16 protein-coding genes and 1 pseudogene are annotated in these 16,872 nt (G+C 61.2%); 12 read left to right on the top strand and 5 right to left on the bottom strand.

Going from position 1 to position 16,872, the window contains the following annotated elements; all coding sequences use genetic code 11:
- The 4 genes from ACREB4_RS14215 to ACREB4_RS14200 all read right to left on the bottom strand — a co-directional run.
- On the bottom strand, positions 1–235 hold a 235-nt coding region (locus ACREB4_RS14215; protein WP_431588882.1), incomplete at its 3' end, for a GDP-mannose 4,6-dehydratase.
- Positions 236–248: 13 nt separating this feature from the next.
- The gene (epsI, locus tag ACREB4_RS14210; RefSeq protein ID WP_431588881.1) at positions 249–980 is read right to left on the bottom strand and encodes an exosortase-associated protein EpsI, B-type; all 732 of its coding nucleotides are present in this window, start codon (positions 978–980) and stop codon (positions 249–251) included.
- Positions 970–1,872: an exosortase B gene (gene xrtB, locus ACREB4_RS14205; RefSeq protein WP_431588880.1), complete on the bottom strand. Its 903-nt coding sequence runs from the start codon at positions 1,870–1,872 to the stop codon at positions 970–972. Before xrtB (ACREB4_RS14205) ends, epsI begins: the two co-directional genes overlap by 11 nt.
- An 84-nt stretch (positions 1,873–1,956) precedes the next feature.
- Entirely contained in the window at positions 1,957–3,108 is a 1,152-nt protein-coding gene (locus tag ACREB4_RS14200) for a glycosyltransferase (protein ID WP_431588879.1), read from the bottom strand.
- Between the two features lie 325 nt (positions 3,109–3,433).
- On the opposite strand from ACREB4_RS14200, the gene ACREB4_RS14195 reads away from it, so the two are divergent.
- The 6 genes and pseudogenes from ACREB4_RS14195 to ACREB4_RS14170 all read left to right on the top strand — a co-directional run bounded on the left by ACREB4_RS14195 (position 3,434) and on the right by ACREB4_RS14170 (position 9,231).
- Positions 3,434–4,216 (top strand): WecB/TagA/CpsF family glycosyltransferase, encoded by a 783-nt coding sequence (locus tag ACREB4_RS14195; RefSeq protein ID WP_431588878.1) that lies wholly within the window; start codon positions 3,434–3,436, stop codon positions 4,214–4,216.
- 147 nt (positions 4,217–4,363) lie between these two features.
- Positions 4,364–5,257 carry an exosortase B gene (xrtB, locus tag ACREB4_RS14190; RefSeq protein WP_431588877.1) on the top strand — a complete coding sequence of 298 codons (894 nt, stop codon included), beginning with the start codon at positions 4,364–4,366 and terminating at the stop codon, positions 5,255–5,257.
- Positions 5,254–6,183, top strand: a complete 930-nt coding sequence (gene fcl / locus ACREB4_RS14185) for a GDP-L-fucose synthase (protein WP_431588876.1) — start codon at positions 5,254–5,256, stop codon at positions 6,181–6,183. The genes xrtB (ACREB4_RS14190) and fcl overlap by 4 nt, the downstream gene beginning before the upstream one ends.
- Complete coding sequence (locus ACREB4_RS14180; RefSeq protein ID WP_431588875.1) at positions 6,180–6,878, top strand: exosortase C-terminal domain/associated protein EpsI; 699 nt, start codon at positions 6,180–6,182, stop codon at positions 6,876–6,878. Before fcl ends, ACREB4_RS14180 begins: the two co-directional genes overlap by 4 nt.
- A gap of 75 nt (positions 6,879–6,953) precedes the next feature.
- Positions 6,954–8,066: pseudogene (locus tag ACREB4_RS14175) on the top strand (glycosyltransferase family 4 protein); the annotation flags it as partial.
- Between the two features lie 94 nt (positions 8,067–8,160).
- Positions 8,161–9,231 (top strand): acyltransferase family protein, encoded by a 1,071-nt coding sequence (locus tag ACREB4_RS14170; RefSeq protein ID WP_431588874.1) that lies wholly within the window; start codon positions 8,161–8,163, stop codon positions 9,229–9,231.
- A gap of 5 nt (positions 9,232–9,236) precedes the next feature.
- On the opposite strand, the gene ACREB4_RS14165 is transcribed toward ACREB4_RS14170, so the two are convergent.
- On the bottom strand, positions 9,237–10,292 hold the full coding sequence (locus ACREB4_RS14165; protein WP_431588873.1) for a glycosyltransferase family 2 protein: 1,056 nt from the start codon (positions 10,290–10,292) through the stop codon (positions 9,237–9,239).
- Positions 10,293–10,519: 227 nt separating this feature from the next.
- Here ACREB4_RS14165 and ACREB4_RS14160 point away from each other — a divergent pair, with 227 nt between their 5' ends.
- From ACREB4_RS14160 to ACREB4_RS14135, 6 genes are read left to right on the top strand one after another with little or no spacing between them, the layout of a single operon-like run.
- Positions 10,520–11,458 (top strand): glycosyltransferase family 2 protein, encoded by a 939-nt coding sequence (locus ACREB4_RS14160; protein ID WP_431588872.1) that lies wholly within the window; start codon positions 10,520–10,522, stop codon positions 11,456–11,458.
- A 14-nt stretch (positions 11,459–11,472) separates the two neighbouring features.
- On the top strand, positions 11,473–12,588 hold the full coding sequence (locus ACREB4_RS14155) for a glycosyltransferase family 4 protein (RefSeq protein ID WP_431588871.1): 1,116 nt from the start codon (positions 11,473–11,475) through the stop codon (positions 12,586–12,588).
- Positions 12,585–13,658 carry a glycosyltransferase family 2 protein gene (locus ACREB4_RS14150; protein WP_431588870.1) on the top strand — a complete coding sequence of 358 codons (1,074 nt, stop codon included), beginning with the start codon at positions 12,585–12,587 and terminating at the stop codon, positions 13,656–13,658. The genes ACREB4_RS14155 and ACREB4_RS14150 overlap by 4 nt, the downstream gene beginning before the upstream one ends.
- Positions 13,655–14,689 (top strand): glycosyltransferase, encoded by a 1,035-nt coding sequence (locus tag ACREB4_RS14145; RefSeq protein WP_431588869.1) that lies wholly within the window; start codon positions 13,655–13,657, stop codon positions 14,687–14,689. The genes ACREB4_RS14150 and ACREB4_RS14145 overlap by 4 nt, the downstream gene beginning before the upstream one ends.
- A 9-nt stretch (positions 14,690–14,698) precedes the next feature.
- Positions 14,699–15,931, top strand: coding sequence for a lipopolysaccharide biosynthesis protein (locus ACREB4_RS14140; protein WP_431588868.1), 1,233 nt, complete (start codon positions 14,699–14,701; stop codon positions 15,929–15,931).
- Positions 15,826–16,848 (top strand): glycosyltransferase family 2 protein, encoded by a 1,023-nt coding sequence (locus tag ACREB4_RS14135; RefSeq protein WP_431588867.1) that lies wholly within the window; start codon positions 15,826–15,828, stop codon positions 16,846–16,848. The genes ACREB4_RS14140 and ACREB4_RS14135 overlap by 106 nt, the downstream gene beginning before the upstream one ends.
- The last annotated feature ends 24 nt before the right edge of the window (positions 16,849–16,872 follow it).

The raw sequence follows: 16,872 nt of genomic DNA, 5'->3' as shown, positions 1-16,872 counted from the left end.
CCTTCTGCATGATGCGGACCAGGCTGGTGGAGTCGGTCAGGTCACCGTAGTGCAGGATGAAGTTGCGGTTGTCGACGTGCGGGTCTTGGTACAGGTGGTCGATGCGGTCGGTGTTGAACAGCGAGGAACGGCGCTTGATGCCATGCACCTCGTAGCCCTTCTTGAGCAGGAACTCGGCCAGGTAAGAGCCGTCTTGCCCGGTCACCCCGGTGATCAATGCTATTTTTTTTGTCATGTCAGAGACACCATCAAGAACCAAAGAAACGCGGCCTGGAGCCCTTGGACATGGCCTTTTCCAGATCCGCGATGAAGCGATCATGCAGATGGTAGTCCGGCTTGCCGCCAGACGGCGCCCTCGCATCCGCCAGTGAGGAAATTCGCATCAGCATCCCGTCCACGATGAACCCTTGCAGGCCATAGCGCAACTGCTGCAGCTTGCGGTCGATGCCCGGGGTCGAAGCCTCTTCATTGAGCGTCACCCAATAGGTGATGGGCTCGATCCGGCGGTCCACCTGGGCTTCGAGCCGCACCACCTTCAAGACATGCGCCGGCAAGGTCACTTGGTCCTTGCCAAAACCGCGGATGGCGAACCCTTGCGCCACGTAGCAAAACTCGGGGCGGTGTGCCGCGGTCGATTCGGAGTTCTGATTCCGCCCGTACGCGATCGACAGCATGATGCGCTGCCCTTGGCCGTTGATGTAAGTGCGGTTGAGCGTTTCCGAATACAGGGTGTCCAGCTTGTTCTGCACGGTCGGGTCCGGCAGCACCGGGATCAGGCTGGGATCCACCTTCCAGTCACCAAACACCTCGGGCACGTCCGTGTGGAGCACGAGGGGCGGCTTCTGGTCGGCCAGCATCTTGCTGGGCTTGAGCCACACCGAGGCACCGGCACCCGCCGCCATCAACACGGCGGCCAGCACGATCGCCAAGGACACGCGCCGAGACACCCCGGCCGGCTTGGTCATCACATCAGCGGCCATCTCGCGCACCTCCCATGTCGTCAAAGCGGGCGGCCAGCAAACGATCCAGCCCATAAGTCAGCACCAAGGCCACGCTGAACAACACCAGTCCGGCGAATTCATGCGCGAAACCTTGCCCCACTTCGTCGCCCAGATGGTACGTGATCAGCACCAGGATGATCACGCGGGTCACGTTGGCAATGAAGGAGATCGGCACGATGCCGATGGCCAGGATCGTGTTGCGGGCCTTGGACTTGTAATTCATGATGTTCATGTACAACAAACCCAGGGATTCCAGCGTGAACAGCGAATTCAGGCCCGAGCAGGCGTCGGCCACCAGCAACTGGTAAGGCCCGATCGTCAAGGTGACGCCCGTGCGCCCGATGGGGTAGCCCGCCCAATACAGGATTTGCTCGGCCACCACGGACACGGCGCTCTTGAGCGGCAGGGTCATGGCCTGAACCAGCGCGCCCGGCAAGGGCACCATGAACAGCAGGAACAAAAACGGGAACCAGGCCCGCCTGAGCGCGGCGATGCCTTGCAACAAGAGCATGCCCGACACCAGCACCAGGATCAGGGAACTGGCTTCGAACTCGATGACGCGCTGCGAACGCCCCACCACGTACATGAGCAGGCCCAACAACAGCAGCAAGAACCCGGGCACCACGGCCGGCTTGGCTGGCGGCCCGAAGAGGTCATCGCGCATGCCCCACAACAACCAGGCGCACGCGGCCAGGATCAAAGGGCCATGCCCCTGCTCGTCGGTGGCCCACACCGTCTGCGACAAGGTGATGAAGGTGGGCAGGTACATCAGCCCGAACGCCACCCCAAACACCGCCAAGGACCAAACCGGGAATTTGACGGGCGACCGAGCGCTGGGCAATGCCCCGGAGGTTGGTGCTGATTGAGCCATAGACCGCAGACAAAAAAACAAAGAAGCCTACCGCCAGGGTGGCACCGGAGATTGTTACCGATTCAGGGAAAAAGTTCGCTCGGATTACCCTGATTCGGCCATTGCCGACCGGTAGATTGCGATCAATTCGGCACAGTTGCGTTCTGGCGTGTAGCGCGCCTCGTATTCCAGACGGGCCGCTTGGCCCATTTGTAACATTTCGGCAGGATGGGCCTGCGCCCACCGAATCTTCGCGGCCAAGTCCTCGGCGCTGCCCGGCTCGAAAAGCAGCCCGGTGCGGCCATCGCTGACCAGCTCGGCCATGGACCCCAGGCGGCTGGCGATCACCGGCATGCCGCTGGCGAAAGCTTCCACCAAGGTTCTGGGGAATCCCTCGTAGCACACGCTGGGCAGCACCAGGAAGGCTGCGTGCGCCATGCGCGCCATGATGTCGGGCAATGGCCGGAAGCCCAGATAGGCCTCGCCAGCCACACCCCGGACCTCGTCCTCGAAAGGGCCTCCGCCAATGATTTGCACCCCGAGATCCGGCTCCAGGCGCATGGCGCCCAGCAGCACCTGGATGCCTTTTTCTTCCGACAGCCGCCCCACGTACAGGCCGCCAGCCCGAGACGCCCACTGGGGCTGTCCCGGCGACGGCACGAAATTCGGCTTGACGCTGATCCGATCCGCCGGCAGGCCGCCGGCCACGAACTTGGCCTTGCAGAACTCGTTCAAGGCGATGTAGCGGGACACCTTGTTCTGAAAAGTGCCCAGGGCCCGGTGCGTGGACAGCATCACCGCCACCGCGCCCGACTGGACCGCAGACTGCCGGTAGCAGCGGTGCTGGACCGCCCGCCATGGCACCTTGCCCAGGCAATCCTCGCAGACCCGCCCGTCCCGCAGAAAGGTGGCCTGGGGGCACATCAAGCGAAAATTGTGCAGGGTCTGCACCACCGGCACCCCGGCCGCCCGCGCCGCCCAGAAGACCGAGGGCGACACCAAGGGCAAGGTATTGTGGACATGCACCACGTCCGGCCGAAACTCGCCGACCAGGGTTTTCACATCCCTCACGGTCCGATCGGACCACAAGGTCTGGGCGGCCACCGCCAATCGGCCCATGCCGTTGACATCGTCGTTGTGCCGAAGGTGAAGTACAACCTCATGCCCTTGCTCACGCAGCAAAGTCGCCTCGGCCTCCACCACGCTGTCCTCGCCTCCCCGCTGTTGGTAGGCGTTGTGCACCATCAAAACTCTCATCCGCCATCATCCGCAGCCCGGGTCGACCCCTGGGACATTGTCACCCAGCCTCACCCCCGGAACTTCCCTCAGCAAAAGCACTCCATCTCACCGCCAAGTGATAAATGCCCGCGCTTTATCACACGGCTTTTGCCTGTACCGCGCGCTTACCCTGAACCGACCCTCCTGGGCGCTCCCCTAAAATTGAGGCCATGTGTCCAAGAAGATGCGGACATCAACAACTACCCCTGGTGGGCGTCCCATGAGACATCCAGATCCCAATTTTGGCTATCCATCTCTGTCGTTCTTGGAGCGGGAACAAGCGTTGGGCGGTCTGAAACAATCCGTGAAGAAGAAGATCATCCGCAGTGGCGCCTACGTGCTGGACACGTTCATCGATGCAGCCTCCTGGGATGAAGCCGTGAACCGCATTGCCGACTGGGGCGCCGAGCACCAGTCCCGCTATGTCACCTTGTGCAATGTGCATTCGGTGGTCACCGGCAGCCAAAGCGCCAAATTCGCCGCCGTCATCAATGGCGCCGACATGGCCCTGCCCGATGGCGCGCCCGTCGCCTGGTCCCTGCGCAAAGAGGGCTTCGCCCAGCAAGAGCGCATCAGCGGCCCCGACCTGATGCTGCGCGTCCTGGCCGAAGCCGAACGCCGCGGTCAATCCGTGTTCTTCTACGGCAGTGTCGACGACACCTTGGCCAAACTGCGCGGCCGGATGATGGCCAAGTTTCCCAAGCTCAAGATCGCTGGCATGGCTTCCCCCCCCTTCCGCAAGCTGACCGACCAGGAAAACGCCGACTACGCGGCCAAGATCAACCAGTCGGGCGCGCAGGTGGTGTTTGTCGGCCTGGGCTGCCCCAAGCAGGAAGTCTGGATGGCCGAGCACCGCGGCACCATCAAGGCCGTCATGGTGGGCGTGGGCGCCGCCTTCGACTACCACGCCGGCACCTTGCGCCGCGCGCCTTTGTGGATGCAACAGCGGGGGCTGGAATGGCTCTACCGCTTTGTCTGCGAGCCACGCCGCCTGGCCCGCCGCTACCTCGAGACCAACAGCATCTTCGTGGCCAAACTGGCCGTCCGATCCGTTTTTGGCAAAGAGCCTCGGCAACAAAAAGGTTGACGCCGCCGCCACAGCAAAAACGCTTGCTAACAAAAGCCCCGCCGATGTTCCGCGGGGTTTTTTTTTGCCGGCTTAGACTAAGGCCCTGCCTCAGCGAGGCCGGCCTCCCACGGAACCTTCTGCACAGAATCAGGTCATTTATCACCAATGAACACACAAACATTGGCCATCCCCGTTGACAACAGCAGCCCCAGCAAACTAGAGCTCGGGGCACTGGCCATTGGCCTGTTGTCCATGTACATCCCCACGTACATCACCCTGGACCAGAACATCTGGAACGTGGTCGGGCAAGGCCATGGGCCCGTGATGCTGGCCCTCACCTTGTGGTTGGGCTGGCAGCGGTGGCCCAAGCTGATGGCCCTGCCCGAGCGCCATGCCACGGTCACGGGCACAGGTTTGCTGGTGCTGGGCGTGCTGCTGTACGTGATCGGACACTCTCAAGATTTGCTCTCCTTCGAGGCCGCGTCCCAGATCCCCGTGCTGGCGGGGCTGTTCCTGCTTTACAAGGGTGGCATCGGCCTGAAGACCATGTGGTTCCCACTGTTCTTCCTGCTGTTCCTGATCCCGCTGCCGGGTTCCATCGTCGATGCCGTCACCGCACCGCTCAAAGCGGGTGTCTCTTATGTGGCCGAATGGGCGCTGCACGTCGCGGGCTACCCCATTGGCCGCAGCGGGGTCACGCTCACCATTGGCCAATACCAGTTGCTGGTGGCCGACGCCTGCGCGGGCATCAATTCGATTTTCGCCCTGGAGGCCATTGGCGTTTTTTACCTTAGCATGGCGGCGCACACCAACCGCTGGCGCAACATCCTGCTCGCCACGCTGATCATCCCGATCTCCTTCGTGTCCAACACCCTGCGCGTGATCGTGCTGGTGCTGGTGACCTACTATTTTGGCGATGAGGCCGGCCAAGGCTTCGTGCACGGCTTTGCCGGCATATTGCTGTTCATGGTGGCCACGATGCTGACCATTGGGGTCGATGCCATCCTGGGTCAATTCTTCAAAGAGCCCACCACTCCTTCGCCAAGCACTGCGTCATGAATCAAAACAGCAAGATATTCGTCGCCGGACACCGGGGCATGGTGGGATCGGCGCTCGTGCGCCGCTTGCAATCGGCAGGGCACACCAACATCGTCACCCGCAGCCGCCACGAACTCGACCTGCTCAACCAGCAAGCCGTGCAAGCCTTCATGCAGGCCGAAAAGCCCGATTACACCTTCGTGGCCGCGGCCAAGGTCGGTGGCATCCAGGCCAACAACACCTACCGCGCCGACTTCATCTACCAGAACCTGATGATCGAAGCCAACCTCATCCACGCGGCGCACCTGGCCGACGTGCAGAGGATGATGTTCCTCGGCTCCAGCTGCATCTACCCCAAGCTGGCCCCCCAACCCCTGAGGGAAGACAGCCTGCTCACCGGTGAACTCGAACCCACCAACGAGCCCTACGCCATCGCCAAGATCGCCGGCATCAAGCTCTGCGAAGGCTACAACCACCAGTATGGGCGGCAGTACATCAGCGTCATGCCCACCAACCTGTATGGGCTCAACGACAACTACGACCTGAACAACAGCCACGTGCTGCCCGCCTTGATCCGCAAGGCGCACGAAGCCAAGCAGCGCGGCGATGCCTGCCTGGTGGTCTGGGGCACCGGCACGCCCATGCGCGAGTTCATGTACGCGGACGACCTGGCCGACGCCTGCGTTCACCTGATGAACCAGGGCTACGACGGCCCCCTGGTCAACATCGGCACCGGCACCGATGTCACCATCCGCCAACTGGCCGAAACGGTGGTCAAGGTCGTGGGCTTCCAAGGCGACCTGACCTTCGACACCACCAAACCTGACGGCACCCCCCGCAAGCTGATGGACGTTTCACGTCTGACATCCCTCGGATGGCAGGCACGCACCTCCCTCGAAGATGGCATCCGGCTTGCTTATCAGGACTTCCTGTCCAAATACCCATGAAAATCAGCCTGCGAACCGTCACCCTGACCAGCCTGTTGCTCCTGGCCGCCCTGCTGGGCACCTTGTTGCGCCCCACCATCGCGGAAGGCCAAAAGCGCGCGCCCCTGGACGGCACCGTGCCGCGACAAATCGGCGACTGGCGCGAGCTGCCCAACCCCATGGTCCAGGTCAACACCGCCGTCCCCACCACCGAAGGCACCAGCCGCGACCAGCCCTACGACGACCTGGTGTCGCGCACCTACGTCAACAGCAAGGGCGATCACATCATGGTGGCGTTGGCCTATGGCAGCCAGCAGCGCCAGGAAATCAAGATCCACCGCCCGGAGCTTTGCTACCCGGCCCAGGGCTGGCAGGTCGAAAGCCTCAAACCAGCCACCTTCCCCGTGCCCACCGCGCAAGGCATGGGCATCCCGGGCTTCCGACTGGTCGCCAAGCAGACCAATGGCAAAGGTTACGAACTGGTGAGCTACTGGATCCGCATCGGCAACAGCTACAGTGACAGCGCCTGGAAGACCCGCCTGTCCATCGTCAAGGAAGGCCTCAAGGGCAAGATGACCGATGGCGTTCTGGTGCGCGTGTCTCAGCGATCCAACAGCGCGCCCCTCACCGAGGACGTTTTCAAGCGCCAGGAAGAATTTGCAGCGCAACTGGTTGCAGCCACCGCCCCCGAAGGCAAAATTCTGCTGGTCCGTTAACCAACTTCACATCACCCGCTTTGCTTCACGCTGAATGAATAACCACAAGATTGGTTCATCAAGGGCTCTCACATGAGGGCCCTTAAAGTTGCGATTGTCCACGACTGGTTGGTGAGCTACGCCGGAGCTGAAAGGGTTGCCGAGCAGTTGCTCATCATGTTCCCCGAGGCCGATTTGTTCTCGGTGGTGGACTTCGTGCCAGAGGCCGACCGAGGCTTCCTGGGCGGCCGAACACCCAAGACCACCTTCATTCAAAAGCTGCCCCGCGCCCGGACCAGCTACCGGAGCTACCTGCCGCTGATGCCCCTGGCCATCGAGCAACTCGACCTGTCGGGATACGACCTGATCGTCTCCAGCAGCCACGCGGTCGCCAAGGGCGTCCTGACTGGTCCGGACCAGGTTCATGTGAGCTATGTGCATTCGCCCATCCGCTACGCCTGGGACATGCAACACCAGTACCTGGACGAGTCCAAGCTGACCCGGGGATTCAAATCCTGGCTGGCCAGGTCCATCCTTCACTATGTGCGCATGTGGGACAGCCGCACCGCCAACGGCGTGGATGTGTTCGTCGCCAACTCTGCGTTCATCGGTCGCCGCATCCGCAAGGCCTACCGGAGGGATTCGGAGGTGGTGTATCCGCCCGTCGACACCGAAGCCTTCACGCTGGCACCGCAGAAGCAGGATTTCTACCTCACGGCCTCGCGACTGGTGCCCTATAAAAAGGTCCCGCTCATCATCGAAGCCTTTGCCAGGATGCCCGACAAGAAATTGGTCGTGATCGGCGATGGCCCTGAATGGGAAAAAGCCAAGGCCGTGCACGCCCCCAACGTCACCTTGCTGGGCTACCAGCCCTTCAAGGCGCTCAAGGAACACATGCAGCAAGCCAAGGGCTTCGTGTTCGCCGCCGAAGAAGATTTCGGCATCACGCCGGTGGAAGCCCAGGCCTGCGGCACGCCCGTCATCGCTTACGGGCGCGGCGGCGCGCTGGAAACCGTCAAGGGACTCGACACCGAGCAGGCCACTGGCGTGTTCTTCAAGGAGCAATCCGTCGAATCCATCGTCGAGGCGGTCAAGGCCTTTGAGCAGAACAGTCACCGCTTCAGCGCCCAGGCCTGCCGGGACAATGCCGAGCGCTTCTCGATCGAGCAGTTCAGAACGTCGATGATGGCGGTGATCAACGACGCACTGAATCACCAGGCGAGTAACTGAGCGCGGCTGCGACATGGCCACGCCCCACCCCAGCCCACCGAATCCCGCCTATTCGTGATCAGGTGAGATTCAAGTGAGCAGCAGTACATCAACAGCAAGCCAAAGAAACATCGCTTTGGACTATGCCAAGGGGATTGGGATCATCGTGGTCGTGTTTGCCCATTTATGGAGAGGACTTCATGGGGCAAACTTGCTCAACGGCGTCTCGGAAACATATTTTTTGGCAATCAGCAGCGCCTGCACGATTTTGTCGATGCCGGCTTTCTTTTTTGCATCAGGCATTCTTTTTGGAAAAAACATTGAGAAAAAACATCGGCTGAAAGAATTTTCTGGGAAATTCGATGCCATTTTCTATCCCTACTTGATTTGGTCTTTGCTCATTGGCGCCTTTGAGGTACTCAGCTCGGGCATCAGGAATGGATCGTCATCCTTCAACGAATTGCCTGCAATCTTTTGGCACCCCAGGGGAGTATTTTGGTTTCTTTACTCCCTGATTCTGGCTTTTGGTTTAACCGAGATCACAATTTATTTCGCCGGCCCCAAACGAGGACGACTTCTCACACTACCCATTGCGTTGGCACTTTTGTGGATTTATCCACACATCACCATCAATTATTTTAGCTTGCCTCTTTTTTGCTTGAGCTATGTGTATTTCTCATTGGGACTGATTTTTTCAAAGAGCATTCCATCAAGACAATACTCACCACGCAATGCCATTTTCTGGCTAACGGCATTGATCTTGGCTCAGTATATATTTCATATCCTACTCGGAGAAAGAACGCTCAGCTTTCAGTCGGTCAGTCCTAACGCAACAGTTTTCGCCATGATCACAGGTTTTCTTGTTTTTGGTTTCGCCTACTCTTTGCCTTCACAAGGCACAGCTTGGCTGGCCAATTTAGGCGAAAAATCAATGGACGTATACCTGATGCACTTATTATTCATTGCATCATTGCGCATTCTTTTTCAAAAGGTCTTAGGCATTGAAAATGCAATGCTGTACATCATCCCTGGAATGCTTGTTGGACTCTGTGGCCCTTTGGCCGCCGCCCATGCCTTACGAAAAATAGGTTTGAATTTCCTATTCTCCCCGCCAAAATTTCTGTCTCTCAAATCAAGACTACAGAAGATTCCCACTTCTACATGATTCATTCAACGCGACGACGGATCGCACAGGTATTTCGCAATGGGCAGCCCCGCCGGTCTGGGCAGCACCAAGATGGCCAACATCAGCCCCGCCAATAACAATTTCTCTGACATGTGGCCAGGACGGTGGCGAATGCTTCTGAACAGGGGCCGCAAGCCCTCCAAGCCCGCCTGCACGCCATGCCAGTAACCAGCTTGGCCAAAGATGCCATTGGCAAATGAGTTTTTCTCGATGGAAAACTCCGTCAATGGCCGCTTGATGACAATGCGCTGGCAACTCCACCGTGCTACCCATGTCGTGAAAGCCGCGCTGCGCAGACTCATGCGCTCGGACTCACGGTAACCCCGTGCCGCGTTGCCAAAACCGAGGGAATGCGCATCGGAGGCTTGGTGAAGGCGGTAGTCGCTCAAGGCTCGCCCTCCCCCCGCCACCCCCACCTGACCCAGCAGGGCGCTGCCATAGATGGTGTAGAAATCGGCCCCGTGCTTCTCAGCCGAATCAGTGGGCAAAGGCATGATCTGCCGCAACGTGCTGGCCAGATAGGCATTGGCGCTGCCAGGAGAAGAAGGGTACATGATGCCCTTGCGCGTCAGCAGCCTGGCCATGTTGCCCGCCACCAGTTTGGCAGGCACCTGGGCGCCCGCGGCCTTGCCGGCAGCATCGACCAAGTCAACTCGCCAGTGCACCTTGACCACATCCTGCTGGGCGAAGACGGCGGCGATTTCCCGAAGCGCACCGGGTTTCAAGCGATCATCCGCGTCCAGGAATATGACGATGTCGCCCCTGGTGGCGGCGAATCCAAGGTTGTAGGCGCTGATCTGTCCTTCGTTCGAGGCTTGCCACAGCACTTGAACTTGCCCGGCGTACCGGGCCAGCACCTCGCGAGAGTCATCGGTCGAGGCATCATCGACCACGATCACCTCGAAGGGCGGGGGCTGCTGGGACAGCACGGAATCCAAAGCCTCGGCAAGGAAGTGACCATAGTTGTAGTTGGTCACCACCACTGAAACCTTTTCGGGCAAGCCCTGCGTTGGCAAGGTTCGCCCAGTCACGTCAAACATGACAACTCCCTGAATATTTTTGTCGCCAATATCATCAGCGGTTCCAAATTGTAATGGTCCGCACCCGGTAAAAAAGTAATTTTCGGTAATTGTTACAGGCCGATCTTTCAGCTTCGTGACACCCTGATTGAGGGTTCATACTCATGCCCGGGCTTTTTGTCATCTTTGATTCGGTAAACTGGATCAGGCTGTTTCACTCCCCTAAAAATCACCAACACGCGCCATCCATGAGCCAAACCAGTCTGAATGCCTACGTCATCATCGCGACCAAAGGCCGCGCTGCGGTGGTTCATGAATTGCTGACATGGTTGCAAAACCAGACCTTGGCGCCCACACACGTGGTGGTGGTGGGCTCCGAAGCCCGAGACGTGACCAACCTCGACCAACACCCCTCGGTGCTGGAAGGCAAAGCCACCGTCAAGGTGGCCACCCACGCCGGCTCCTCCCACCAGCGCAATGTGGGCGTGGAGGTCGCCAAGCAATTTGGACTGCTGGGCGAGGTGCCCAGCTTCGCGGTGTTCATGGACGACGACTTCAGGCCCGACGGCACCTGGCTGGAAGCCGCCCAGAAGAAATTCCAATCCCAACCCGACGTGGTCGGCATCACCGGGCACGTGCTGGCCGATGGCGCGCAAGGCACCCCGCTCGACACCCCCGACGCCCTTGTTTATCTGCGCGGGCAAAAACCCCCGGAGCCCCATTGGGCCAGCGGCGCCACCGACCGCCCCATGGAAAGCCTGTTTGGCTGCAACATGGCCTTCAGGGACACGGCCATCCGCCAATGCGAGTTCGACGAAGCATTGCCCCTGTACGGATGGCAGGAAGACCAGGACTACTCCAGCCAGGCCTCCCGTTGGGGCCGCAACATCTACACGCCCGATTGCCGTGGCGTGCACCTGGGCAGCAAATCCGGCCGGACCTCGGGCTTGCGTTTTGGTTATTCCCAGATCGCCAACCCTCTGTACCTGATCAAGAAGGGCACCATGTCCAAGCGCAAGGCCTACAAGTTCATTGCGCGCCACCTGGCGGCGAACACCGTCAAGAGCATCGGCCGCTTCAGGTACCCCAACGTGGACTACCCGGGACGGCTCAGGGGCAATGTGCGCGCGCTGCTGGACCTGGCCTCGGGCCGCTGCGATCCCCGCCGCATCCTCGAATTCGTTTGAGCGGGGTCAGGAAGTTGTCGCGCCCGCACGCCACGCCCCTCTTCATCAACGGCCGCTTCCTGACGCAAGGCGTCACCGGCATCCAGCGCTACGCCCGTGAAACACTGGCCTGCATGGACCAGCAACTGGGGCCGCAAGGCCCCCACGCCGACTACAACCCGGTCACGGTGCTGGCCCCCAAGGGTGCACAGAATCCCGGCCTCAAGCACATCCGTTTCCAGACCATCGGCCGTTTGTCGGGCCATGCCTGGGAGCAGACCGAATTGGCCTGGCACGCCCGCCAGGGTCTGCTGTTCACCTTTGGCTTCACAGGTCCGCTGCTTCACCGGCGGCAGATCACCACCGTCCACGACGCGGGCGTGGTGCGGGTGCCCGAGGCCTACACCGCCAAGTTCCGGCTCTGGTACACCTTCATGGTCCGCTCGCTGGTCAAGCACGCGCCGCTGACCTTGGCGGTGTCGCAATTCAGCAAGCGTGAAGCGGTCAGCTGTTTCGGCGCGCGGCCCGAACGGGTGGGCGTCACCACGGAAGGCTGGCAGCACCTCAACGCCATCCAGGCGGATGAACGCATCCTCGACCAGCACCACTTGCGCGGCCAACCTTTCGTGCTGGCGGTCAGCAGCGCCAACCCCAACAAGAACTTCGGCGCCATCGTCAAGGCCCTGAACCTGATGGGCGATCAGGCGCCACGCTGCGTGGTGGCCGGGGCCACCAACTCGGCCATCTTCCAGCAGGCCACCGAGACCTCCGAGCGCATGCTCAAGGTGGGCTATGTCAGCGATGGCGAGCTCAAAGCCCTGTACCAGCATGCCTCCTGCTTCGTGTTTCCCTCTTTCTACGAAGGCTTCGGCATCCCGCCCCTCGAGGCCATGTCCAACGGTTGCCCCGTCATCGCCTCGACCGCCGACGCCGTCCAGGAAACCTGCGGCGACGCCGCGCTTTATTTCGACCCCCACCAGCCCGAGCAGCTTGCCCAGCGCTTGAGCGAATTTTTCAGTGATCCAAGCCAAGGCCAGGCCCTGACCCAGGCGGGCCACGCCCGGGCTGCGCAGTACGACTGGCAGCTCGCGGGCCGGCTCAACCTGGACATGATCAAGCCCATCCTCCGCCAGCAAGGTCGCCAAGCATGACATCACCGCCATCCCTCGCCGCCTTGTCCCAGCCACGCATCTCGGTCGTGGTGTGCAACTACAACTACGAACGGTATGTCCGGCAAACCATCGACTCGGTGCTGCAGCAAACCTACCCGCCGCTCGAAGTGATCGTGGTGGACGACGGCTCGACCGATGGCTCGCTGAACATCATCCGCCAGTACGAAGCCCAAGGCATCCAGGTCATCGCGCAAGCCAATGGCGGCCAGATCGCGGCCTACAACGCGGGCTTCGCGCAAGCGCGGGGCGACGTGGTGCTCTTCCTGGATTCGGACGACGCCTTGCTGCCAGAAGCGCTGGCCGACATCGCCACGCGTTTTGGCGAAGGCGTGGCCAAGGTGCACTTTCGCCTGGAACTGATCGGCCCCAATGGCGAGGCGGTTGGCGCCACCATCCCGCATGAACTGGCCCGCGGCGACGTGGCCAAGGCCTTTCTGCAGCATGGCGTTCCGCATGCCTCGCCGCCGGCCTCGGGCAATGCTTACCGGCACAGCGTGCTCGCGCGCATCTTTCCCCTGCCCTCCGATGCGCAAGACCGCCATGGCGCCGACTTCTTCTGCATCTTTGGCTCCACCTTGTTCGGCACCGTGGCCGCCAGCGACCGCACCCTGGGCCTGTACCGCATCCACCGCATGCCAGACAAGGACAGTTCATCGCTGACCTTTGGCAATGCCGCCAAGGGCCTGTCACTGGACAAGCGCCTGCAAGTGCGCATTGAACGCTTCGGGCGCTGGATGAGCGAGCGCACGCAAGGCGCCATCCAGTCTCCCACGAGCTTGCTGGATTTTTCCAGCGAGAAATCCGCTTACGCCAGCACCGCGCTCGCCGGGCTTGGCTGGTGGACCGACAAGCGCGCCACCCTCGCCCGCCTGCCCCGCTTGCTGAAGTCCATCGCGGTCCGCCAGGACTACAGCCTGCCCAAGAAACTGGGCCTGGCCGGCTGGGCCTGGCTGCTCCTGCTGGCTCCTCGGCCCATCGCCCTCAAGGCCGCGCGCTATGTGTGCGACCCGGGCAGCCGCGGGTCGGCCGGCCGAGGTGTCGCCCGATGAGGACCGCCTTCGTCTCGCCCTTCACCAACACCACCAACCGCTACATCGAGATGCAAAAGCAGTTGCTCGCCGACTGCGGTTTCACGGTCAAGCCCTTGAACGTCAAGTCGGTGGTCACGGGCCGGGCCTGGGGCATCTTCAAGCGCGACAACGTGATGGCCTTCCACTGGCTGGAGACGCGCCCTTTCGTCTGGAAAGGCGCCAACCCCAGCCTGTCCCTGAAGGGCTCGATCGAATTCTTGTTCTACGTGGTGTTGATGGCCGTGGCCCGGGCCCGCGTGGTGTACTTCGTGCACGACCACGCGGTGCACGACACCACCGGCTGGAAGAAGGCGCTCTCGGTGCGCATCATCAACCTGCTCAAGGCCCTGGCGGACACACGGGTGGTGCACGATCCCAGCTTCGCGCAACCCTACCGCGCCACCTACCTGCCCCACCCTTTGTACTGGGATGCGGCCGATCAGCCTGGCCGGCCGCTGGCGCCGCCCAAGCCGCCTTCGGCAAGTGGTGCCCCGCTGTTCGGCATGCTCGGCGCCGTTCGGCCTTACAAGAACATCCACCGCATCCTGGAGATCTGGCCACAGGGCGTTGCCCTGGTCATCCGCGGCCGTGCCACCGACGAATATGCCGCGCAACTGAACGAGATCATCCAGCGCCGGCAACTCGCCCCCCACGTGGTCTTCCAGTCCGGCTACATGAGCGACGAGGATTTCGCCGCCAGCCTCGCCGCGGTCGACGTGCTGATCCTGGCCCACATCAGCGACTCCATGCTGGTGAGCGGCGCCTTCTTCGAAGCCATTGGCCGCGTGGCCAACATCTGGGCCCGCGAGAGCCCTTTCATCCGCTGGGCCGCCGATCAGCTGCCCCATGTGAAACCCTTCAAGGACGACGCCGAACTGGTGGCCCGGGTGCAAGCCTGGCAGGCTGGCGATCCCGGCACCACCTCGGCCAATGCAGACCAGGCAGACGCCGCCGTGCGCCTCTTCGGATGGCGCGAATGCGTCCGGTCCTACGGCGCGATGCTCCACTAGAACAACTCAATGGCCTCGCTCAACAAGCACCTGATTTCCGCCTACGCCGGCTACTTCTTCAGGTACGTCTACCTGATCGTCCTGATCCCGTTCTACGCGCGCATCCTGGGGCCCACGGCTTACGGCCTCGTGCTGGCCGCCATGTCGGTGCAGGCCATCGTGTGGACCATCCAGAACTGGGGGTTCGCCTTCACCGGTGCCCGCAACATCGCCAGCCTCAAGACCGATGGCGAGCGCCACCACGAGTTCAGCCGGCACCTCACCGCCCGCTTCCTGCTGGTCCCCATCGCCGTGGGCGCCGGCATCATTTTCATCATCGGATCGCCATTGCTGCGCAGCCAACCGGCCATCGCCAGCCTGGCCGTGCTGTGCGGTGTCATCGCCGGCTTCAACCTGGGTTGGTACTTTCAAGGCCGGCTGAATTTCACCACCCCGGTGCTGATCGAGATCGCGGGCTTCATCATCACCTTGAGCATGGTGCTCTTCCTGGTGCGCGGCAGCGTCGACGCCATCTACGTGATGGTGTCGCTGGCCACGTCCTCGGCCGTCACCAGCTTCATCGCTTACTACATCGCGGCCAAGTCAGAGAAGTTCAAGCTTTCCAGCGTGTCGGACGGCTTCCAGCTCATCAAGCAGTCCACGCCCTTGTTCATCACCAGCGGCACCTACGCGCTGATGACCAACGTGGGCACCTATTCGCTGTCGACATTCGCCACACCAGCACAAGTGGCCTACTTCGGCACCGCCGAGAAAGTCATTACCACGGGCCTGAGCCTGCTGGCCCCCGCCGGGCAAGTCATGCTGTCATGGTTCTCCAAGATGATGCACGAGAACACCGACGCGAAAGAAGTGCTGCGACAGCAGAAGCGCGCGGTGAAATGGGTGTGCATCGCCGGAGGCCTGGCCACGCTGGCCTCGCTCACCGTGGCCCCACCCCTGCTGAACTTCGTGCTGGGCGAGAAGTTCGAACACGCCTCCACCATCCTCATGGTGATGAGCCCCATCTTCATGCTGGCGGCTTTCAACAATGCCATCTCGGTGTATGTGTTCCTGCCGCGCCGCATGGAGCGCGAGATCAGCGTCATCAGCATCGCCACCACCACCCTGGGCATTGGCCTGACCGCCGGCGGAGCCTGGTGGAACGGCGCGGTTGGCGCGGCAGTTGCAAGGGTCTTGGCCGAACTGATCGCTTCGCTGGCCTTGATGACGCTGTACCGGTACCAACGCAAAAATTTCACATGATGCCGATGCCACTCATCTCTTTCATCATCGTCAACTACCGGGCAGCAGACAAAGTGGAACGCGCCGTGCGCAGCATCGGCCAGCACTGCGCATCAAGCCACGAGATCATCGTGGTCGACAACAGCGACGACGCCCACCACCGGGCCGACCTGGCGACGCGGCTCCAGCCCCTGCCCGCCCAGCTGATCGACCCCGGACACAACGGTGGTTTTGGCGCGGGCTGCAATGTGGGTGCCCGCGTGGCCACGGGCCGCCACCTGTTCTTCCTGAACCCCGATGCGGCGCTGGTGGAAGATTGCGCTTCGTCCATGGCGGGAACGCTCGACAGCGATCCTACGCTGGGGGCCATTGGTTGCAAGGTATTCAACGAGAACGACAAGGTCGAGAACTCGTTTGGCGAGTTCATCACCATCCGGCGGCCGCTGCGGTGGGCCAAGCATGTGCTTCATGGTTGCCTGCGGCGGCTGACGGGCACCAAAACTGCCCTTCCCCCTGCCAAGCCCATGCTCCGCGAGGGCTTGCAAGACACCCAGTACGTCACGGGCGCCGCCTTGATGATGCCCGCGGCCGTGTTCCAGAAGTTGAACGGGTTTGACGAATCGTTTTTCATGTATGCCGAAGAAACAGATTTGCAGTACCGCATGACCAAGCACCTTGGGCTGAAAACGAAGGTCAACCTGGATGTGAAGGTGTTTCATGAGAACGGTGGCACGTTCACCATCAAAAATCACCGGCGCTGCTTGCTGGAACGTGGCTGCTACATTTTCATCAAGAAACACCACAGCTACATCTACGCACAAAGTTATAAAGCTTTGGCCCTCATGGCTGCGATGATTGAAGTTTTGGCATCGCCCGTGTTCAGTGATTACTCGGCAAAAGACAATGCCAAGCTTTTCGTGGAAGTTTTGAAGTTTTAGAAAACCCCACGTTGGGCGTTTTCA

Source organism: Aquabacterium sp. (genome assembly GCF_050725395.1).
Lineage (GTDB): Bacteria > Pseudomonadota > Gammaproteobacteria > Burkholderiales > Burkholderiaceae_C > Aquabacterium.
This window is presented reverse-complemented; position numbering and strand designations above follow the sequence as displayed.